Here is a 19,067-nt window from a genome sequence, read left to right as displayed (position 1 = left end):
CGTCTTTACTCAGCAGCATCCTTGAGACGGCTTTCGATGAGCAGGCCGTGCTCGTCCATGATCGGGTGGGCGACCGAGACGATATGGGCGTTGATGCGCTTCAGGTCGCGCAGCATGTCGAGATGCAGCGAGCTCGTCTGCAGGCTGTCGGCGCGGCCGTCGCGCAGGCGTTCCAGATGACGCTCGGAGGATTGCTTCTCCATGCGGCGGACCTCGACCTTCACTTCCATCATCTGCTTGGCGAGCTTGAAGTCGCGGGTGACGAAGATGGTCTGGGCGATGCGCAGGTTGTCGATCGTCAGGTGGAAGAGCTTCTTCAGCTCCTCATAGCCGTCCTCGGAGAATTTCAGTCCGAGCGAAGCCTTCTTGGTGACCTGCGGCAGCAGGCCCTTTTCGATGATGTCGCCGATATGCTCGAGGTTGATCGCGTAGTCGATGATGACGATCGAGCGGCGGCCGTTTTCCTCGCTCAGGCCCTCGCGGCCGAGCTTGGAGAGATAGATCTTCACTTCCTGCTGCAGGCTGTCGACGCGCTTTTCCAGCGAGGGGATTTCCTTGAGCTTGGCGAGATCGTCTTTCTCGAAGGCGTCGGAGGCGCGCATCAGCATACGCTCGATGAGATCGCCGACGCCGAGCGTTTCGCGGGTGGCGCTGGCGAGCGCCACGACCGGCGTCGAGAGTTCGCCCTGATCGAGATATTTCGGCGCGTTGTCGGGCTGCGCTTCTTCCGGGACGAGCCGCAGCATCAGCTTCGACAGTAGGCGCGAGAAGGGCCAGGCGAGTGCGGCGAGGATCAGGTTGAAGCCGAGATGGGCGTCGACCGGGAGCTTGGCGGGCGAGAGCGGCAGCATTTCCAGAATATCGGCGCCGTAGCCTGCGAGCGGCAGCGCGACAGCGCAGCCGATGGCGCGCACAATCAGATTGCCGAGCGTGACGCGCTTTGCCGATGGCGGCCCCGAAAGCGAGGCGACGACGGGCGGAATGGCGCCGCCGAGGTTGGCGCCGAGCACCAGCACGATGATCAGGCCTGCCGAGAGGATGCCGGTCGAGGCGAGCGACAGGATCAGCACGACGGCCGCAAGGCTGGAGGAGGAAATGAAGGCGATGCCGGCGGAGAAGGCGAGGGCCACCGGCCAGGCATTGTCGAGCAGGCCGATGAAGGCGGCAAGCGCCGGCGACTGGCGCATCGGCTCGGTGGCGCTGCTGAGAAGATGCAGCGACAGCAGCATCAGGCCGATGCCGATCAGCGCTGTGCCGCCGCCCTGGCGGGAGGTGGAGCCGCTGCGATAGAGCACGATGCCGGCGAGGATGACGAGCGGCGACAGCCACTCGATGCCGGTCGCGACGATCCAGGCGGTGACGGCGGTGCCGACATTGGCGCCGAGGAGCACGATCTGCGCCATGCGCGGCTTGACGAGCTCACGCTCGACGAAGGAGGCGACCATCAGCGCGGTTGCCGTCGAGCTCTGCAGCGCGATGGTGGCGACGAAGCCCGAGAGGAAGGAGCGAAGACCGCTGCGGGTACCCGTCGCCAGCCCGGTTCTGAGCTTGGCGCCGAAGGCCCGCGACACGCCGTCCTTCACCTGCGCGAGGCCGAACAGCAGCAAGGCTACGGCACCGAACAGATTTATCATGACGATCGTGGATTCCATTAGCAGCAGTCTTCTTCTTCACTGGTGTTTGCAATGCTGTGCATCCTAGAATCACGTCATTGCCAATTCGTTGAAATTGCTGCGCAGTGACGGATTTTTGTTTGCCCGGCTAATAATAATAGGCCGATTTGACCGCAACACAACGCCGTTTGCGACATATTGCGGGGATGCTCCGTCATCTACGGCGGAGCCGCTGGAAATCAATGGCATTGGTAGTCTGTTACGCTCATCGGCTGCAGATGGTTTGCGGCCGAAACGTGGAGATCAACGCGCCTGCGAGGCGAGAAAAACGGCGCGCTGGGCTTCGAAGGCGCGCTGATAGGCCGGGCGGGCTTCGCCGCGGGCGACATAGGACGCGAGGCTTGGAAATTCTTCGAGCAGGCCGGAGCTTTTCAGGCGAAGCAGCACCGAGACCATCTGCAGGTCGCCGACGCTGAAATCGCCATCCAGCCAGTCGGCGGTGCCGAGACTGTTGGAGAGCTCGGTCAGCCTTACGCGGATACGATCGGTCAGCAGGGGGAGGCGTTGCTCGTACCAGCTCTCGTTGCGCTCCGCATAGCCGGTCGCTTCGCGCTCGACGATGACGGGCTCGACGGTGCTGACGGCGGCAAAGAGCCAGGCGATGGCGCGGGCGCGGCCAATCTGGTCGGTGGGCAGCAGGCCCGGAAACTGTTCGGCGATATGCAGCACGATGGCGCCGGATTCGAAGATCGCCAGCGCGCCGTCCTCATAGGTCGGGATCTGGCCGAAGGGCTGGAGCGCCAGGTGGGCGGGTTGTTTCATCGTCTCGAAGGTGACGAGGCGGACATCATAGGGCTGCCCGGTCTCTTCGAGCGCCCATCGCACCCGCATGTCCCGCGCCAGGCCCCGGCCACGGTCGGGGGAGCATTCAAAGGCGGTGATGGTGATCGTCATGGCTGCCTCCTGTGGATTGTCTGTCTTGAAGACGTGCGAGCAATCCAGGTTCCGACATCGAATGACATTCGGCGGCGAGCGGCGCTAGAGCAGGCGGCCGCTGAGCTGCGAAGCCTGCCACGCCTTGAGGAACTCCGCTTCCCGCGCGACCCATCGAACGGTGTTGCGTCCCCATTCATCGGCGCGGGATGCGTATTCTCCCATCAGCCAGAAATGGCGGACGATGACGAAGTGCAGCGCGGCCTCGAAATCGTCAGCCTTGATCGGCCGGATGGTGCGATAGGCCTCGATGAAGGCCGTCCATCTGCGCGTCGAGCTCCGGCCGAAGGAGACATTTGCCCACAGGAAGACAGAGAGGTCGTAGGCAAGGTAGCCGGGGCCGCTGTCGTCGAAATCGAAGATAACGGCTTCGCCGGCGTCATCGATGCGGGCGTTGAAGCCGTGGCAGTCTCCATGGCAATAGGTCCATGTCAGGTCGCCGAAGGCTTTGATGGCGTTGCTGGTCTCCTCCGCCAGGCGCTCGAACTCCTTGAAGACATCGGGGTCTTCGACGAGGCCGCTCTGGCCTATCCGGGCCAGTGGCTGCCACAGCAGGTAGTCTAGGTCGAGCCGGTAGCGCGCCTCTTCGGCGGAGAAGCTTTCGGCCGCATTGTGCAGCATTGCCAGCGTCTTGCCGTGGGCGCGTGCGTCGTCGAGGCCAGCCGTATCAGGCTCGCGGCCATCCAGCGCCTGGAAGAGAACGCCGGGGCGGGGACCCTCGGGCGCATCGGTTTCGACGAAGAAGCGGCCGTCCCGCGCCTCGATCGGGGCGGCGACGGGAACGCCAGATTGGGCAAGGTGCGTCAGGAATGCGGTCTCGCTTCTGACATCGGCGGGGCCGCGTGCCCGGTGCTGCGACAGGCGGAATATGTAGCGCTCCGCGTTCTGGCCGGTAACGCGGTAGACATCGTTCAGCCCGCGCTCCAGCATCTGGCAGGAGACGGGTGCTTCGATCGGATAGTTGTTCTCGACAAGCCTGGCGATCGCGTCACAGCGCGCCGTCGAATATAGCGGCGGAAAATTGAGTATGACCGATGCTCCCCGGCTGCGTCCTCACTCTGACGTGGAGGATTGCGCGAGCCGGGCGAAAGTCAAGCGCCGATCAGCGGTTGCATGTTCGTGCATTCACCTGTCCAGCCAGGCCGCGAGGCCATCCAGCGTCTGCAGGCCGTATTCGACAGCGCCGAAGCCGATGACGAAGCGGCGGCGTTCGGGGGTGGGGTGGAGCTGGCGCATGGTCAGCACCGTCTTGCCGTCGGACTGCTCGTCGAAGGTGACGGTGACGCGGAAACGATTGGGATCATCCGAATCCTCCGCTCCGTGCTCCATCACGATGCGCTCGTCCGGCACGATCTCGAGGAAGCGGATCAAATTGGCAAAGCGCTGCTGCTTGCCTTCGAACAAGCCGACCATGTCGAAGCGCCAGATGCCGCCCTCGCGGATGTCGGCTTCGTGGTTCTCGATCGAGAGATCCTTGGGACCATACCACTGCGCCAGCGCCGCCGGATCCATCCAGGCGGCGAAGACCTTGTGGCGCGGATGGTTCAGCACCTTGACCAGCACGATTTCCCGGTCGAGCGACCAGGTGTCAAACGGATTTGCCATGTCCTTCATCATCCTCTTGGCTGTCGAGATAGGCTTCCAGCCGGTCGAGCCGGCCGGTCCAGCGCTTGCGTTCCGATATCATCCAGTCGGCCGCCTCGTCGAAACGGGCCTGCACAAGGCGGCACCATCGGCTGCGTCCGCGCTTCTCGCTGGCGATCAGGCCGCAATCCTCGAGCACCTTCAGATGCTGGGCGAAGGAGGGGAGCGTCATGTCGAACGGCTCGGCGAGCACGGTGACCGGGACTTCGCCCTCGATCAGCCGCGAGACGACGGCGCGCCGCGTCGGGTCGCTGAGGGCGTGAAAGGCGAGGTCGAGTGGGGTCGAATGGTAAGGCATGTGAATCAGTAAAACGAGTTCGCCCGGCAGTCAACAACCATAAGGTACTTGCCTTAGTGTTTCGGATCTATATAAAGGCACCTACCTTAGTGTCCGTGCTCCAATGATTGGGGCGGCTAGGTGCAACCTCGCAAGGAGAGTTCCAGTGGCAGTACGTGTCGACCTCATGATCTCGCTCGATGGTTTCGCAACGACGACGGACCAGACGCCCGAAGTTCCCTTCGGCGAAGACTGGCCGCGTCTCGTCGGCGCCTATATGGCGACGCGGACGTTTCGCGAGCGCGTCTTCAAGGATACGAGCGGGGCGGGGACGACTGATATCGACGACGATTATGCCCGGGAATATTTCGAGAATATCGGTGCCGAAATCATGGGAGCCGGCATGTTCGGCCTTCACAACCATCCTGACGATCCCGACTGGCAGGGCTGGTGGGGCGACGAGCCGCCGTTCCAGGTTCCGGTTTTCGTGCTCACCCACAAGGCCCGCCCGTCGCTGGAAATGGCCGGTGGCACCACGTTCCATTTCATCAGCATGACGCCGCAGGATGCGCTGAAGCAGGCCACAGCGGTGGCCAACGGCCGGGATGTGCGGGTCGGTGGCGGCCCGACCGTCGTTCGCGAGTTTCTCAAGGCTGGGCTCGTCGATCGCCTGCATGTGGCGATCACGCCGATCCTGCTCGGGCGCGGCATATGCCTGTGGGAGGATCTGCGCGGGCTGGAGGCCGGTTATACGGTCAAGTCGGAAACGGCGCCGAGCGGCGTCATCCACCTGACCTTCCATCACTAGCCGCGACGCCGGCGAGCTCCCAGATATCGACCTTCTCGGCGCGCCCCTTCACCTCGACGAGGCCGAGCGGGCGGAATTCGAAGCTGTCGATGACGGCGTCGCGGGTTGCGGCGCTGACAAGGATCGAGGTGCCGAACTGCTTGTTCAGCCCTTCGAGGCGGGAGGCGACATTGATCGTGTCGCCCATCGCCGTGTATTGCTGCCGCGAGATGGCGCCGAAGCTGCCGACGACGGCGGGGCCGGTGTGGAGGCCGAAGCGGGTGAAGAGTTCCGGGCGGCCGTTTCTGCGGTTCTTCTCGTTCAGGGCGCCGATCGCCTGCTGCATGGCGAGCGCGCAGCGGCAGCCATGTTCGGCATGATCTTCGTCCGGCACCGGCGCATTCCACATGACGAAGATGGAATCGCCAAGATACTGCACGACGGTGCCGCCGTGGCGTTCGGCGATCGTGTTCAGCAGCTCGAAATAGGCCGAGAGCGTATCGACGACATCTTCGGGGGAGTGCCGCTCGGAGATGGTCGTGAAGTCCTGGATATCGGTGAAGAGCGCCGTTACCTCCTGCCGCTTGGCTTCGGCGAGCGCTCGCCCGTCGGAATTGACGATGCGCCGGACGACCTCGCGGGGAACGTAGAGCGCGAACTGGCGGATGGCGTGGCGGCTTGCGGCCAGCGCCATTGCCAGCGTGTTGATCTCGGTGATCCAGGAATGCGAGACGGGCTTTTCGCGCATGTCGAGATCGCCGATCAGGCGCGCTTCATCCGCCAGCCGGTTCAGCGAGCGGCTGACCATGCGCGATAGCGCGATCGACGCCACGACGCCGGCGATCAGGAAGGCAGCGGCGATCAAAAGGTTATGGACGAGCAGCCGATCGGCCTGCGAGACGAGATCGTCGAGCGGAACGATGATCGCGGCGACATCGCCCTTGAACAGGCCGGAGACTTCGACCGGAGCGATCTGGATCAGGTGCGGGGCGCCATCGATCTGAAGGCGTGCCAGGCCGCCGGTGGCAAAGGCCGGATCATGACGCAGCCGTGCGACGGTCTGCAGGCTGGTGTCGAGACTGTCGGCGGTCGCATCGCCTGTGCCCGGGTCTTTCGTCCATGCCCGCAGCAGCTTCTCCATGACGCCCGGATCGGAATGGGCGATGAGCGCGTCACTGCCATTGACGATATAGGCGCGCGCATTCGGCGATATGCCTTCCGCATGAAGCAGGCGGCTGACCGTCTGGAGGTGGATGTTGATGCCGACCACGACGGTGGGATCGTCGCGCATCGGGGCGGCGACCGTCAGCGTCGGGACACCCAGCGTTCCCGCGACATAGGGGCCGACCGAGATCGCTGCATGGCCGCCGGCGGCGGAGCGGTACCAGGGCCGCTCGCGCGGATCGAAGGAGGCATAGTCGATGGGCCGTTCACCCAGCGAGGCGGCCTGATTGTCGAGAAAGCGGAGCGTCGAGGTGACGCTGCCGGTCTGCCGCCCGGCGATCGTGCGGATCGCGAAGGCGGTGCCGTCAGGGGCGGCCAGCGTCTGGCGGACGTCGCGCCGCGTGGTGCTGATCACCTGCAGATAGGAGCCGTCAGGATAGCCGGTATAGATGCTGGTGGCGTTCGGGATGTTGCGCAGCACTTCCAGGAAGAAATCCTGCTTGGCCTGCAGATCCTGCAGCGGCGGGGAGGCGAGCTGCGGTAGCGTCGAGGCCAGCGCTACGGTCTCGGTGCCGCCCTGAAGCGTGTTGCGATAGCCCTCGATCAGCCGCAGGCTCATCTCGCGCATCTGCTGCGCCCCGGCGCTGACGGCGGCTTGCTTGCCGTGGCTAAAGGCCAGCCAGATGATCGGCGTCGAGGTGCAGAGCAGCGATCCCACGACGAGGACGCCGAGATGCAGTCGCAGGGGTTTGGACCAATGCACGCGATGTCCCTCGCAATGCGGACATGTCTCAGTTTTTCATATCGTTTCGATGCCGGCGGAGGGGCTTCTGGCCGGCATCGCTTTCACGCGGGCCTACGGCTAGACGGCGTCGGGCGTGGTTCTGAGGTTGGTGACGACGCGGCGGTTCTGCACCTTGCAGGAGCGGTCGGTGCAATCGCGCACTTCGCGGTCATTGCCATAGCCCTTGGCCCACATGCGCTTCGGGTCCACACCCTTCGACACGAGATAGGCCATGGCGGCATCGGCGCGCTTCTGCGATAGCGACTGCATCGCCGCTGGCGAGCCGGAATCGTCGGCAAAGCCCTGCAGCTTGATCAGCCAGGTCGGATTGCGCGCCAGCCATGCCGCCTGATTGTCGAGTGTCGCCTTGGCGACGGAATCGAGGGCGGCGGAATCCTGGGTAAAATAGGTGCGGCGGCCGACATTGAGGATGAAGTCTTCCTCGCTTCCGGCGCTGACATTCTCGAAGCCGGGGGCGGGGTCGTTGGTCTCGCCGGTCATCGGCGTGGCGGGCGGCTCTTCCACGGAGGCGGTGAGATTGCTGGTGGTGCAGGCGGAGAGCGAGAGCAGGATGGCCGCCATGCAGGCAAGGCGGCTGAGAGATCCGGTCGTTGCGATCATCGGGGCGCTTTCCTCATTGAACCGGCGGCTGGGCAGCGGTTGCAGGCTGGGCAACCTGCGCCGCCGTTTCGGCCTGGTCGGCGATATGCGGCAGGACCTGTACGGCGGTGCCGATCGGGCAGCGCTGGTAGAGGTCGATCGCGTCCTCGTTGAACATGCGGATGCAGCCGCTGGAGGCGTCCTTGCCGATGCTCCAGGGCTCGAGCGTGCCGTGGAACCGGTAGCCGGTATCGACGCCGTCGCGGTGCAGGTACATGGCGCGCGGCCCGAGCGGGTTCTTCGGCGAGCCGCCGGCGACGAATTCCGGCAGTTCCGGATGGCGCTTGCGCATTTCCGGCGGTGGCGTCCATCGCGGCCAGAGCGACTTGGCGTCAACAGTGGCGCGGCCGAACCACTGGAAGCCCTCGCGGCCGACGCCGACGCCATAGCGGATCGCCGTCTTGTTCTCCATGATCACATAGAGAAAGTGGTGGCGCGTATCGACGACAACGGTGCCGATCGGCTCGGTGCTGAAATACTTGACGACCTGGCGGCGCCAGCGCTTGTCGATCTTGGCGAAATTCGTGCTTTGGTAGGTCACGCCATTATCGACGGCGGGTCCGGCAAAGTAGGAGGCCGGCGCGGCAAATGCCGGATGCTGAAATGCACCGGCACCAAGTAACGCAACGCCCCCGCGGATAATATCCCTGCGCTTAAACTCCATCGGCCATTTCCCCCAAGCCAAGCAGTTGGGCGCAGTAAATCAGATTTTCTCTATGTCTCAAGATGGAATCTTGGATTGAGCTGCTGAAATCTCAGTTTCAAGCCGTCGCGTTACTCGTGGGGCCGATGCCGATATTGCCGCTCTGCGCCAGGAAGCCGTCGAGAATGGCATCGAGGCCATCGAGGAAAAGCTGATCCTGCGACAGGCTGGCGTAGTCCGCGAAGGCGGCCGTCAGCAGCGGGTGCGTTCCGCTTGCGTCGGGCGACAGCTGCGGCGGGTGCTCTGCTTCCGATTGCTCTTCCATGACGAAGCCGACGGTGAAACGCGACAGCGTGATCAGGATGCGGAGCGCGAGATTGGCGGTGAGGCCTCGAGCCACGAGGAAGGCGAGCTGCCGTTCGGCCGCGTCATTGTCCGATGCTTCGGACCGTGAGCCGGCATGGATGCGGGCGCCGTCGCGGACGCTCAGAAGCGCGCGCCGGAAGCTCCGATGGCTTTTGACGAGGAAGGATCTGGCATCGTCGCCGTCATCGGGAAGGCGGGCCTGGTGGGACGAGCGCATTATTGCTGCGTTCATCGCGTCCATCAGTTCGCGCTTGCCCTTGAAATGCCAGTAGATCGCCGGTTGCTGCACGCCCAGGCGGGCGGCGACCATCCGAGTCGAGAGCTTGTCGAGGCCCACCTCGTTCAGGAGGATGAGGGCTTCGCGGACGATATCTGTCTGGGTGATCTTCATGGCGGCTCCAACTTGACGGCGGAATTTATCATCGATAAGTAAATTTATCGATGATAAATTTGGGCGAGCGAGCATGGAAAGCGGTGTTGTGAATGTTGGTGGTATCGAGCTGGCTTTCGACCAGTTCGGCCGCGATGGCCATCCTGCTATCCTTTTGATGATGGGAAACAGTGCGCCGGGGGTCGTCTGGCCTGATCGTTTCTGCGAGGTCCTTGCGGATGCGGAGCTTCGCGTCGTCCGCTACGACCAGCGCGATACCGGGCTTTCGACCTATGTCGATTTCGAGGAGCGGCCCTATACGCTCGACGATCTGGTCGGCGATGCCTTCGGGCTGCTCGATTGTCTCGGCATCGGACGCTGCCATATTGCCGGTCTGTCGCAGGGCGGGGTGACCGCGCTGATGGCCGGTCTGAAACATCCGGAGCGCGTTGCCAGCATCACGACACTGATGTCGTCTCCCGATCTCGGACCCAAGAACGATGCCTTTACGGGTAAGCCAGAAAAACCGGGACAGCTGCCGAGACCGGCGGCCGATTACGTTCGGGCGGTGATTGCGCTGAACAGCGCCCCGACGCAATCGGACGAGGAGGCGGCCGTGCGCTTTGTCGAGAATTTCCGCTTGGCGGCTGGGCCGAAGTCGCCATTCGACGAGGGCTTCTGGCTGGCGATGGGGCGGGGGGTCGTCGCGCGCCGCCATGCCGGGCTTGCGAAGATGGCAAACCACAGCAATCACAGCAAGGCGCAGATCGCGACGGCGCCTTTGACTGCGGCGGATCTAGCTCACCTCGATCTGCCCTGCCTTGTTATTCACGGCAGCATGGACCCGATCTTCCCGCCTGCCCATGCCGAATGGGCCGCTGCCATGCTGCCGCGGGCTGAGCTCTCCGTCGTTGCGGATATGGGGCATGCGCTCGATCCGGCCTTTATCGAGCCGGTCGCCTCGCGCATCGCGGCCTTCGTGCGGCAGGCCTCGTAGGAACCGTCAGCCCCAGACCGTCTGGCGCATCGCTTCGCCGGTGATCATCGCGGCGGAAACTGCCACATTGATCGAGCGTTGGCCTTCGACCATCGGGATGAGGATGCGGCTGTCGGCCTTGTCGTGGACGTGGTCGGGCACGCCGGCGCTTTCGCGGCCGAAGAGCAGGATGTCATCGGGGCGGAAGCTGAAGCCGGTATAGGGGCTGGAGGCCTTGGTCGAGGCCAGGATGAGGCGGCGCCCTGTGGTTGCGCGCCATTCCTCGAAACGATCGAAATTGACGTGGCGGGTCAGTGCCGCCATCGCGAGATAATCCATGCCCGAGCGCTTCAGATTGCGATCGGAAATGTCGAAGCCGGCGGGTTCGATCAGGTCGACGCCGAAACCCAGGCAGGCGGCCAATCGCAGGATCGTTCCCGTGTTGCCGGGAATGTCCGGCTGGTAGAGCGCCAGTCTGAGGTCGGTCATCGCAGTCTCCAGAACAATGTCGACCGGTCCTAGAACATGTGTGTTTCGGGTGCAACAAGGCGCATTTTGACCCCGAAATGTTCAATTTCCGCCGATTTTCGGCTGGAAATTACGCGATTTTCGCGTTATCGGTGCACATCTTCAATCGCCAGCAGGGAGGGCCGACATGAATATTGTGCTGCTTATGCGCCTTCCAGTCGTCGAACGACCACTGGTGACACGGCGCGCTTAAGGCGCATCGTTTTCTCAAAATCCCCCATTTTGATCCATTGCGCGGCTGTTATGGCCTCGTTCCCAAAGCGTCCCGCTCCCATATGAGCTCATGCGCGGATTTGCGCGAGCCGGGAGGCGGGACGATAAGTTCCGGAGCATTTTCATGTTTGGCTGGTTCGAACAGCGGTTGAAACCCTTTCCCGTCGAGGAGCCCGTTGCGCCTCCGCGGGGGCTCTTTGCCTTCTGCTGGCACTATACGAAGCCGGCAGCGCCCTGGCTGACCGCCATGGCAGTGCTGACCGCGCTGATTGCCATCGGCGAAGTGGCGCTCTTCCAGTTTCTCGGCGAGATCGTCGACTGGCTGACCAATGCCGACAAGGCGACCTTCCTCGAAACCGAGTGGCCGCGGCTGGCGATGATGGGCGCCCTGATCCTGATCGGCCTGCCGCTGGCGGCGGGGCTGGATTCGCTGATCATGCATCAGGTGCTGCTCGGCAATTACCCGATGATTGCCCGCTGGCAGATGCACCGCTTCCTGCTGCGTCACAGCATGACCTTCTTTGCCAACGAGTTCGCCGGACGCGTTGCGACCAAGGTGATGCAGACGTCGCTGGCGGTGCGCGAAACGGTGATGAAGATCCTCGACGTCTTCGTCTATGTCGTCACCTATTTCATCTCGATGATCGTGGTGATCGCGGCGGCGGACTGGCGGCTGATGATCCCGATCCTCGCCTGGCTCGGCATCTATGTCGGCATCGTCTCCTATTTCGTTCCGCGGCTACGCAAGATCGCGGCGCAACAGGCCGATGCCCGCTCGATGATGACCGGCCGCGTGGTCGACAGCTATACGAATATCGCGACGGTGAAGCTGTTTTCGCATGCCGGGCGGGAGGAGAGCTACGCCAAGGAAGGCATGGACGAGTTCCTGCAGACGGTCTACCGCCAGATGCGGCGGGTGACGCTGTTCCACATGTCCGTCTACATCAACAACTGTGTGGCGCTGTTCGTGATCTCCGGCCTGTCGATCTGGTTCTGGCTGAACGGCCAGATCTCGGTCGGTGCGATCGCCATTGCCATTGGTCTCGCAATGCGCGTCAACGGCATGTCGCAGTGGATCATGTGGGAAGTTTCGGCGCTCTTCGAAAACATCGGCACCGTCTATGACGGCATGGAGATGATGACGAAGAACCACGACATCACCGACAAGCCGGGCGCACCGCCGATGCAGGCCAAGCGCGGCGCGATCCATTACGAGCGGATCGGCTTCCACTACGGCAAGGGCAAGGGCATCATCGAGAACCTGTCGCTCGACATCAAGGCCGGCGAGAAGGTCGGTCTGGTCGGCCGCTCAGGTGCCGGCAAGACGACGCTGATGAACCTGCTCTTACGCTTCTATGATCTGGAAGCCGGGCGGATCACCATCGACGGACAGGATATCTCGGCGGTCTCGCAGGAAAGCCTGCGGGCGCTAATCGGCGTCGTGACGCAGGATACCTCGCTGCTGCACCGCTCGATCCGCGACAACATCGCCTATGGACGTCCTGAAGCGACGGACGCGGAGGTGATCGAGGCGGCGAAGCGGGCGAATGCCTGGGAGTTCATCGAAGGGCTCTCCGACATGCATGGCCGCAAGGGTCTCGATGCGCAGGTCGGCGAACGCGGCGTCAAACTCTCCGGCGGCCAGCGCCAGCGTATCGCCATCGCCCGTGTCTTCCTGAAGGACGCGCCGATCCTGGTGCTCGACGAGGCAACCTCGGCGCTCGATTCCGAAGTGGAGGCGGCGATCCAGGAAAACCTCTTCGCGCTGATGCAGGGCAAGACGGTGATCGCGATCGCCCACCGCCTGTCGACGCTGACGGAGATGGACCGGCTGATCGTGCTCGACAAGGGCAAGATCATCGAATCCGGCTCACACGGCGAACTCGTCGGCCATGGCGGCATCTATGCCGACCTCTGGACCCGCCAGTCCGGCGGCTTCCTCGCCGATCACGAGGCGGAGCCGGAAGAAGCGGCGGAGTGACAAGAAGAAGCCCTCCCGGCGAAAGCGGGGAGGGCTTCTTAACTATTGAGAACAGTTAAGAAGGCAGCTATCCTCTCTTCAGCATTGCAAGGAGACCGGAATGGCTACGGTGACGATTTCTCTTCCCGACAATCTCAAGGCTTTTGTCGAGAGCCAGATGGCGAGTAAGGGCTATGGCAATGTCAGCGAGTATTTTCGCACGCTGATCCGCGACGCACAGGCACGCGAGAATGATGCGCGGCTTGAGGCTCTGCTTCTCGAAGGGCTGGCTTCCGGCGATGGCGCCGAGGCAAATGCCGAGTTCTGGAGCGACCTGAAGAAAGAGGCGGCGCAGCTGCTGGCAGCACAGCGGGGAAAGAGGGCGCCTTGAAGCTTGTTGTCAAACCGGCTGCCCGGCGCGATATTCTCGCGCAGTTTTCATATCTTCTGGAGAATGCCGGCGAAGCGGTCGCCGATCGTTTCATCGTTTCGGTGGAGCGCTCGTTCGTCCGTCTTGCCGAGCAGCCGAGTTCCGGCGCACCCCGGCATTTCACCAATCCCACACTCGCGGGACTACGGGCCTGGCCAATCGACGGTTTCGAGGATATCCGCGCCTATTATCTGACGGGCAATAGTCAGATTGCCGTGCTGCGCGTCCTGCATGGCAAACGGGACCTGCCATCCATTCTCCACGCGCTCTGAGCCTGCCTACAAACTATCCGCCCAATCCGTGACGCGGTGGGTTTCGACCACGAACATGGCATTGGCGCTGGCGAGCGAGCGCAGGTCGAGGAGGCGGCGTTCTTCCTCGCGTTCCAGCCATGCGGCGATCGCCTCGCCGACGATGGCCGATGGTTCGATGCCGAGATGATTTGCGACGTCGTGAAGTCTTTCCGCAAGAGGAAGCGGAATATGCGCTTTCAGCATTTTCGTTTCCATGCCGGGGTATCTCCGTTGAGCGGCGATTGTACTCCGAGATTGTGTTGAGGTCAGCGGCATTCAACGGCGCTCACGCCGATATTATCGAATATTACCAAAATATAAGGTTGTGGCGAGAGGCGATGCTCTTTGCCGCTTTTGGGTTTCAGCCTATATCGGCGATATGTTCTTGCGCCCCATCCTCAGCCTGTTCGAAAACTGGGTCGATCCCTTCCGTCCGCGCGACAAGATCCAGCCGCCGCGTTCGACGCTGGGTTTCATCTGGTTCTATATCGGCCAGGCGCGCTGGCCCTTCGTCGCCATGCTTATTCTCGGCGGCATTTCGGCGGCGATCGAGGCGGCGCTGTTCTGGTTCGTCGGCCGGCTGGTCGATATTCTGAGCACGATCAAACCGGGTGTCGGCTGGAGCGGATTGCTCGCCGATCATGGCGGCGAGATCTTCGGCATGCTGGCGCTGATCGGCATCGTGCGCTTCGTCGTCGCCTTCCTGACGGCGCTGGTCGATCAGCAGGTGATCACGCCGGGCTTCTACAATCTGGCGCGCTGGCAGTCCTATCTGCATGTCTCGCGCCAATCGCTGCATTTCTTCCAGAGCGATTTTTCAGGCCGTATCGTCACCAAGGTCTGGTCGGCGGGGCAGGCGGTCGGCGACCTCGTGACGTCGCTGATGGAGAGCGTCTGGTTCGTCGGCATCTATGCGGCGACGACGCTGTTCCTCGTCGCGCGGCTGGATTTCTCGCTCGCTGCGGTCGTGCTTTTCTGGCTCATCGCCTTCGGCGTGCTGGCGCGCTATTTCGTGCCGCGCATCCGCTATCACTCCCGCGAGACGGCCGAGGCCGCCTCGATGCTGAACGGCCGCATGGTCGATTCCTACAGCAATATCCAGACGCTGAAGCTCTTTGCCCGTGATGAGGAAAGCGACCGCTACATGCGGCAGGGCTTCGACATGTACCAGGAAACGGTGCTGCGCTTCACGCGCTTCATCACCGGCGTGCGTGCCTCCATGGCGCTGCTGTCGGGCCTGATGATCGTGACGATGGCGGGGCTCAGCGTCGATCTCTGGCTGCGCGGTCTCGTGAGCTCCGGTGCCGTTGCCTTCTCGCTGGCGCTGGTGCTGCGCCTCAACTTCCTGCTCGGGCGCCTGATGACGCAGTTCAACGGCATCATGCGCAATCTCGGTACGATCCAGAACGCCGCCGAACTGATCTCGCAGCCGCTGGGTCTGGTCGACAAGCCGGATGCGAAGGAACTGGTGATCCGCGAGCCCAGCATCCGCTTCGAGAATGTCTCGTTCCACTATGGCAAGGGCAAAGGCGTCATCGACAATTTCTCGCTGACGATCGCGCCGGGCGAAAAGGTCGGCATCGTCGGCCGCTCCGGCGCCGGCAAGTCGACGCTCGTCAGCCTGTTGCTCAGAATGTACGACGTCGAGGGTGGGCGGATCCTCGTCGACGGCCAGGATATTTCGGCGGTGCGCCAGGAGACGCTGCGCATGCAGATCGGCGTCGTCAGCCAGGATACTTCGCTGCTGCACCGCTCGGTGCGCGACAACATCCTCTTCGGCCGTCCGGATGCGGGTGAGGGCAAGCTGATCGAGGCGGCCAACCGAGCCGAGGCGATGGGCTTCATCGACCGGCTGCAGGATCAGAACGGCCGCAAGGGCTTCGACGCCCATGTCGGCGAGCGCGGCGTCAAACTCTCCGGCGGCCAGCGCCAGCGTATCGTCATTGCCCGCGTGATGTTGAAGGACGCGCCGATCCTGGTGCTCGACGAGGCGACCTCGGCGCTGGATTCGGAAGTGGAAGAGGCGATCCAGTCGAACCTCAACCGGATCATGGACGGCAAGACCGTGCTTGCCATCGCTCACAGGCTCTCGACCATTGCGGCCCTCGACCGGTTGATCGTCGTCGATCAGGGCAAAATCATCGAGGAAGGCACGCACGAGGCGCTGATTGCCAGGGGCGGGCTCTATGCCGAGCTGTGGGCGCGCCAGTCGGGCGGGTTCCTCGCGTCGGATGATGGGGATGCCGGGGCGCAAAGCGGGCGTGAGGCGAGCGTGGTCTAGACCTTAGGCGCAAACGCCCTGCAAACCCGCGAAGCCTGCGGATTGACTTGAAAATTTCATCTGAAAATTCCCGCGACATTGTGCCGTCAGCCCCTTGTCAAGGCTGGACATAATTTGCGATCAAGCATAGAACGCGCCGGATTGGCGGGGAATCTATGGCCGAATTGTGTCTTTGACTGATTCGCCGTCGAGAGGGGCAGGGCGGAATTCCGCAAAAATTCGCAGAGGATGGTTTAGCCGTGAGCGAACACGATACGACAAGCGGGGCTTCAGCAGAGCCCACTCGCCGTGATTTCCTTTATCTCACCACAGGTATGGCGGGTGCAGTCGGCGCTGTTTCGGTCGCATGGCCGTTCATCGATCAGATGCGCCCGGATGCATCGACGCTGGCACTGGCGTCGATCGAAGTCGACGTTACAAGCTTGACGCCCGGCATGTCGCTGACGGTCAAGTGGCGCGGCAAGCCGATCTTCATCCGCAACCGTACGCCGGAAGAAATCAAGGCTGCCGACGATACGCCGATGGCAGACCTCAAGGATCCGGTTGCACGCAACGCAAACCTTCCTGCAGACGCTCAGGCGACCGGCATCGACCGCTCGGGCGGCAAGGGCAAGGAAAACTGGATCGTCATGATCGGTACCTGCACCCATCTCGGCTGCGTGCCGCTTGGTCAGGCCGGCGAATATAACGGTTGGTTCTGTCCCTGCCATGGTTCGGTCTACGACACGGCCGGCCGCATCCGTAAGGGTCCGGCGCCGCAGAACCTGGCGATTCCGACCTTTTCGTTCGTGTCCGACACTAAGATCAAGATCGGTTGAGGGGAGACTGATACATGAGTGGCCATTCCAGCTACGAGCCATCAACCGGCTTGGAAAAATGGATCGACGCGCGCCTTCCGCTGCCGCGTATGATCTATGACAGCTTCGTTGCATACCCGGTTCCGCGTAACCTGAACTATGCCTACACCTTCGGTGCCATGCTTTCGGTCATGCTGGTCGTTCAGATCCTGACCGGTATCGTGCTTGCCATGCACTACGCCGCCGACACGTCGATCGCTTTCAACTCGGTTGAAAAGATCATGCGTGACGTCAATCACGGCTGGCTGCTGCGCTACATGCACGCCAACGGCGCATCGTTCTTCTTCGTCGCCGTCTACCTGCACATTGCCCGTGGCCTCTACTACGGCTCGTACAAGGCACCGCGCGAAATCCTCTGGATCCTCGGCGTTGTCATCTACCTGCTGATGATGGCGACCGGCTTCATGGGCTACGTTCTGCCCTGGGGTCAGATGTCCTTCTGGGGCGCGACCGTTATCACCGGCTTCTTCTCAGCCTTCCCGCTGGTCGGCGAGTGGATCCAGCAGTTCCTGCTCGGCGGCTTTGCCGTTGACCAGCCGACGCTGAACCGCTTCTTCTCGCTGCACTACCTGCTGCCCTTCATGATCGCAGGCGTTGTTATCCTGCACATCTGGGCGCTGCACGTCACCGGCCAGACGAACCCGACCGGCGTCGAAGTCAAGACGAAGACGGACACCGTCCGTTTCACGCCTTACGCAACGCTCAAGGATGCGCTCGGCGTTTCGATCTTCCTGCTCGTCTACGCCTACTTCGTCTTCTACCTGCCGAACTTCCTCGGTCACGCCGACAACTACATCCCGGCTGACCCGTTGAAGACGCCGGCTCACATCGTTCCGGAATGGTACTTCCTGCCGTTCTACGCGATGCTGCGCTCGATCACCTTCAATGTCGGTCCGATCGACTCCAAGCTCGGCGGCGTCCTCGTGATGTTCGGCGCGATCATCGTGCTGTTCTTCCTGCCGTGGCTCGACACCTCGAAGGTCCGTTCGGCCGTTTACCGTCCGTGGTACAAGCTGTTCTACTGGCTGTTCGTGATCAACGCGATCATCCTGGGCTGGCTCGGTTCCCAGCCTGCCGAAGGCCTGTTCACCACCATCTCGCAGATCTGCACTCTGCTCTACTTCGCTTTCTTCCTGGTCGCCATGCCGGTGCTTGGTCTCGTCGAGACGCCGCGCCGCATTCCGAACTCGATCACTGAAGCGGTGCTTGAGAAGCGTGCCAAGTCTGCGGCCAAGGCATAATCGAGCGGCGGAAGGAAATAGAAACATGAAAAAGCTTGTTACAAGCATTCTGTCGCTCGCAGCCGTCGCCGCTTTTGCCGGCGCTGCTTTCGCCGAGGATGCAGCACCGGCCGCCGGTGCAGCTCCGGCCCATCACGAGGAAAGTGCGACCCCGCACTATCCTCTGAAGGAGCCGACCGAGGAAAAGTGGAGCTTCGCAGGTCCCTTCGGTCACTATGACAAGGGCCAGCTGCAGCGCGGTCTGAAGGTCTACACCGAAGTCTGTTCTGCCTGCCACTCGATGAACCTCGTGCCGTTCCGCATGCTGAGCAACCTCGGCTACTCGGACGCGCAGGTGAAGGCATTCGCGGCAAATTACGAAGTCCAGGACGGTCCTGACGCCAACGGTGAAATGTTCACCCGCAAGGCTGTTCCGTCCGACCACTTCCCGTCGCCCTATCCGAATGCGGAAGCGGCTGCAGCCTCCAACAACGGTGCGGCTCCGCCGGACATGTCGCTGCTCGCCAAGGCTCGTGAAGTCGAGCGCGGCTTCCCGCAGTTCGTCTTCGACATCTTCACCCAGTACCAGGAAAGCGGCCCGGACTACATCCATTCGCTGCTGACCGGCTACCAGGATCCGCCGGCTGGCTTCCAGGTTCCGGCTGGTGCGCACTACAACCCGTACTTCCATGCCGCTGCAGCCTTCGCGATGCCGAAGCCGCTCTCCGACGACCAGGTCACCTATGACGATGGTTCGCCGCAGACTGTCGACCAGTATTCGCGCGACGTTTCGGCCTTCCTGATGTGGGCTGCAGAGCCGCATCTCGAAGAGCGCAAGCGCACCGGCTTCATGGTCATGGTGTTCCTGCTGATCTTCTCGGGTCTCATCTTCCTGACGAAGCGTTCTGTCTACGCCAGCAAGGACCACTGAGCGGGTTCGATACCGATTGCAAAAGGCGGCCTCCGGGCCGCCTTTTTTGTTGGTTCCGCCTCGGGCAATTGATAGGG

At 62.6% G+C, this 19,067-nt stretch carries 20 protein-coding genes; 9 read left to right on the top strand and 11 right to left on the bottom strand.

Annotation, left to right across the window (positions count from 1 at the left end):
- Nucleotides 1–5 precede the first annotated feature (5 nt).
- The 5 genes from ABIE40_RS13215 to ABIE40_RS13195 form a co-directional block, all read right to left on the bottom strand.
- Complete coding sequence (locus tag ABIE40_RS13215; protein WP_112719354.1) at nucleotides 6–1,652, bottom strand: Na/Pi cotransporter family protein; 1,647 nt, start codon at nucleotides 1,650–1,652, stop codon at nucleotides 6–8.
- Nucleotides 1,653–1,916: 264 nt separating this feature from the next.
- The gene (locus ABIE40_RS13210; RefSeq protein WP_199627124.1) at nucleotides 1,917–2,567 is read right to left on the bottom strand and encodes a glutathione S-transferase family protein; all 651 of its coding nucleotides are present in this window, start codon (nucleotides 2,565–2,567) and stop codon (nucleotides 1,917–1,919) included.
- 84 nt (nucleotides 2,568–2,651) lie between these two features.
- Nucleotides 2,652–3,635, bottom strand: a complete 984-nt coding sequence (locus ABIE40_RS13205) for a phosphotransferase enzyme family protein (protein ID WP_199627772.1) — start codon at nucleotides 3,633–3,635, stop codon at nucleotides 2,652–2,654.
- 96 nt (nucleotides 3,636–3,731) lie between these two features.
- A complete protein-coding gene (locus tag ABIE40_RS13200; RefSeq protein WP_199627122.1) occupies nucleotides 3,732–4,220 on the bottom strand; it encodes an SRPBCC family protein in 489 nt (162 codons plus the stop codon).
- Nucleotides 4,195–4,548: an ArsR/SmtB family transcription factor gene (locus ABIE40_RS13195; RefSeq protein WP_112719351.1), complete on the bottom strand. Its 354-nt coding sequence runs from the start codon at nucleotides 4,546–4,548 to the stop codon at nucleotides 4,195–4,197. The genes ABIE40_RS13200 and ABIE40_RS13195 overlap by 26 nt, the downstream gene beginning before the upstream one ends.
- A gap of 145 nt (nucleotides 4,549–4,693) precedes the next feature.
- Between ABIE40_RS13195 and ABIE40_RS13190 the strand changes: the two genes are divergently transcribed.
- Complete coding sequence (locus ABIE40_RS13190) at nucleotides 4,694–5,335, top strand: dihydrofolate reductase family protein (protein ID WP_199627120.1); 642 nt, start codon at nucleotides 4,694–4,696, stop codon at nucleotides 5,333–5,335.
- On the opposite strand, the gene ABIE40_RS13185 is transcribed toward ABIE40_RS13190, so the two are convergent.
- The 4 genes from ABIE40_RS13185 to ABIE40_RS13170 all read right to left on the bottom strand — a co-directional run bounded on the left by ABIE40_RS13185 (nucleotide 5,310) and on the right by ABIE40_RS13170 (nucleotide 9,322).
- Nucleotides 5,310–7,241: an adenylate/guanylate cyclase domain-containing protein gene (locus ABIE40_RS13185; protein WP_199627118.1), complete on the bottom strand. Its 1,932-nt coding sequence runs from the start codon at nucleotides 7,239–7,241 to the stop codon at nucleotides 5,310–5,312. The genes ABIE40_RS13190 and ABIE40_RS13185 overlap by 26 nt on opposite strands.
- A 99-nt stretch (nucleotides 7,242–7,340) precedes the next feature.
- On the bottom strand, nucleotides 7,341–7,883 hold the full coding sequence (locus ABIE40_RS13180; protein WP_199627116.1) for an OmpA family protein: 543 nt from the start codon (nucleotides 7,881–7,883) through the stop codon (nucleotides 7,341–7,343).
- 13 nt (nucleotides 7,884–7,896) lie between these two features.
- The gene (locus ABIE40_RS13175; protein WP_112719347.1) at nucleotides 7,897–8,586 is read right to left on the bottom strand and encodes a L,D-transpeptidase; all 690 of its coding nucleotides are present in this window, start codon (nucleotides 8,584–8,586) and stop codon (nucleotides 7,897–7,899) included.
- A 97-nt stretch (nucleotides 8,587–8,683) separates the two neighbouring features.
- Nucleotides 8,684–9,322 carry a TetR/AcrR family transcriptional regulator C-terminal domain-containing protein gene (locus ABIE40_RS13170; protein WP_199627114.1) on the bottom strand — a complete coding sequence of 213 codons (639 nt, stop codon included), beginning with the start codon at nucleotides 9,320–9,322 and terminating at the stop codon, nucleotides 8,684–8,686.
- Nucleotides 9,323–9,395: 73 nt separating this feature from the next.
- Here ABIE40_RS13170 and ABIE40_RS13165 point away from each other — a divergent pair, with 73 nt between their 5' ends.
- On the top strand, nucleotides 9,396–10,298 hold the full coding sequence (locus ABIE40_RS13165; RefSeq protein ID WP_199627112.1) for an alpha/beta hydrolase: 903 nt from the start codon (nucleotides 9,396–9,398) through the stop codon (nucleotides 10,296–10,298).
- A 6-nt stretch (nucleotides 10,299–10,304) separates the two neighbouring features.
- On the opposite strand, the gene ABIE40_RS13160 is transcribed toward ABIE40_RS13165, so the two are convergent.
- Nucleotides 10,305–10,766, bottom strand: coding sequence for a tRNA (cytidine(34)-2'-O)-methyltransferase (locus ABIE40_RS13160; protein WP_199627110.1), 462 nt, complete (start codon nucleotides 10,764–10,766; stop codon nucleotides 10,305–10,307).
- Nucleotides 10,767–11,142: 376 nt separating this feature from the next.
- Here ABIE40_RS13160 and ABIE40_RS13155 point away from each other — a divergent pair, with 376 nt between their 5' ends.
- The 3 genes from ABIE40_RS13155 to ABIE40_RS13145 all read left to right on the top strand — a co-directional run bounded on the left by ABIE40_RS13155 (nucleotide 11,143) and on the right by ABIE40_RS13145 (nucleotide 13,680).
- Nucleotides 11,143–12,999 carry an ABC transporter ATP-binding protein gene (locus ABIE40_RS13155; RefSeq protein WP_199627108.1) on the top strand — a complete coding sequence of 619 codons (1,857 nt, stop codon included), beginning with the start codon at nucleotides 11,143–11,145 and terminating at the stop codon, nucleotides 12,997–12,999.
- Between the two features lie 100 nt (nucleotides 13,000–13,099).
- Entirely contained in the window at nucleotides 13,100–13,369 is a 270-nt protein-coding gene (locus ABIE40_RS13150) for a ribbon-helix-helix domain-containing protein (protein WP_199627106.1), read from the top strand.
- Entirely contained in the window at nucleotides 13,366–13,680 is a 315-nt protein-coding gene (locus tag ABIE40_RS13145) for a type II toxin-antitoxin system RelE/ParE family toxin (RefSeq protein WP_199627100.1), read from the top strand. The genes ABIE40_RS13150 and ABIE40_RS13145 overlap by 4 nt, the downstream gene beginning before the upstream one ends.
- 6 nt (nucleotides 13,681–13,686) lie before the next feature.
- Here ABIE40_RS13145 and ABIE40_RS13140 read toward each other — a convergent pair whose 3' ends face one another.
- Complete coding sequence (locus ABIE40_RS13140; RefSeq protein WP_112719341.1) at nucleotides 13,687–13,917, bottom strand: CopG family transcriptional regulator; 231 nt, start codon at nucleotides 13,915–13,917, stop codon at nucleotides 13,687–13,689.
- Nucleotides 13,918–14,080: 163 nt separating this feature from the next.
- On the opposite strand from ABIE40_RS13140, the gene ABIE40_RS13135 reads away from it, so the two are divergent.
- The 4 genes from ABIE40_RS13135 (at nucleotide 14,081) to ABIE40_RS13120 (ending at nucleotide 18,990) form a co-directional block, all read left to right on the top strand.
- A complete protein-coding gene (locus ABIE40_RS13135; RefSeq protein ID WP_199627098.1) occupies nucleotides 14,081–15,982 on the top strand; it encodes an ABC transporter ATP-binding protein in 1,902 nt (633 codons plus the stop codon).
- 239 nt (nucleotides 15,983–16,221) lie between these two features.
- Nucleotides 16,222–16,800 (top strand): ubiquinol-cytochrome c reductase iron-sulfur subunit, encoded by a 579-nt coding sequence (gene petA / locus ABIE40_RS13130; protein WP_112719339.1) that lies wholly within the window; start codon nucleotides 16,222–16,224, stop codon nucleotides 16,798–16,800.
- Nucleotides 16,801–16,814: 14 nt separating this feature from the next.
- Complete coding sequence (locus ABIE40_RS13125) at nucleotides 16,815–18,080, top strand: cytochrome b (protein ID WP_112719338.1); 1,266 nt, start codon at nucleotides 16,815–16,817, stop codon at nucleotides 18,078–18,080.
- Between the two features lie 25 nt (nucleotides 18,081–18,105).
- Nucleotides 18,106–18,990 carry a cytochrome c1 gene (locus ABIE40_RS13120; protein ID WP_112719337.1) on the top strand — a complete coding sequence of 295 codons (885 nt, stop codon included), beginning with the start codon at nucleotides 18,106–18,108 and terminating at the stop codon, nucleotides 18,988–18,990.
- Nucleotides 18,991–19,067 lie beyond the last annotated feature (77 nt).

Origin of the sequence: Rhizobium sp. OAE497 (assembly GCF_040546565.1) — a bacterium.
Classification (GTDB): domain Bacteria; phylum Pseudomonadota; class Alphaproteobacteria; order Rhizobiales; family Rhizobiaceae; genus Rhizobium.
Note: the sequence above shows the minus strand (reverse complement) of the source record. Positions and strands in the feature narration are given on the sequence as shown.

Excerpts from the sequence above, each read along its gene's own strand:
- ABIE40_RS13215 (WP_112719354.1), bottom strand. The coding sequence starts at position 1,652 with ATGGAATCCACGATCGTCATGATAAATCTGTTCGGTGCCGTAGCCTTG.
- ABIE40_RS13210 (WP_199627124.1), bottom strand. The coding sequence starts at position 2,567 with ATGACGATCACCATCACCGCCTTTGAATGCTCCCCCGACCGTGGCCGG.
- ABIE40_RS13200 (WP_199627122.1), bottom strand. The coding sequence starts at position 4,220 with ATGAAGGACATGGCAAATCCGTTTGACACCTGGTCGCTCGACCGGGAA.
- ABIE40_RS13195 (WP_112719351.1), bottom strand. The coding sequence starts at position 4,548 with ATGCCTTACCATTCGACCCCACTCGACCTCGCCTTTCACGCCCTCAGC.
- ABIE40_RS13180 (WP_199627116.1), bottom strand. The coding sequence starts at position 7,883 with ATGATCGCAACGACCGGATCTCTCAGCCGCCTTGCCTGCATGGCGGCC.
- ABIE40_RS13175 (WP_112719347.1), bottom strand. The coding sequence starts at position 8,586 with ATGGAGTTTAAGCGCAGGGATATTATCCGCGGGGGCGTTGCGTTACTT.
- ABIE40_RS13170 (WP_199627114.1), bottom strand. The coding sequence starts at position 9,322 with ATGAAGATCACCCAGACAGATATCGTCCGCGAAGCCCTCATCCTCCTG.
- ABIE40_RS13165 (WP_199627112.1), top strand. The coding sequence starts at position 9,396 with ATGGAAAGCGGTGTTGTGAATGTTGGTGGTATCGAGCTGGCTTTCGAC.
- ABIE40_RS13160 (WP_199627110.1), bottom strand. The coding sequence starts at position 10,766 with ATGACCGACCTCAGACTGGCGCTCTACCAGCCGGACATTCCCGGCAAC.
- ABIE40_RS13155 (WP_199627108.1), top strand. The coding sequence starts at position 11,143 with ATGTTTGGCTGGTTCGAACAGCGGTTGAAACCCTTTCCCGTCGAGGAG.
- ABIE40_RS13150 (WP_199627106.1), top strand. The coding sequence starts at position 13,100 with ATGGCTACGGTGACGATTTCTCTTCCCGACAATCTCAAGGCTTTTGTC.
- ABIE40_RS13140 (WP_112719341.1), bottom strand. The coding sequence starts at position 13,917 with ATGGAAACGAAAATGCTGAAAGCGCATATTCCGCTTCCTCTTGCGGAA.
- ABIE40_RS13135 (WP_199627098.1), top strand. The coding sequence starts at position 14,081 with ATGTTCTTGCGCCCCATCCTCAGCCTGTTCGAAAACTGGGTCGATCCC.
- ABIE40_RS13125 (WP_112719338.1), top strand. The coding sequence starts at position 16,815 with ATGAGTGGCCATTCCAGCTACGAGCCATCAACCGGCTTGGAAAAATGG.
- ABIE40_RS13120 (WP_112719337.1), top strand. The coding sequence starts at position 18,106 with ATGAAAAAGCTTGTTACAAGCATTCTGTCGCTCGCAGCCGTCGCCGCT.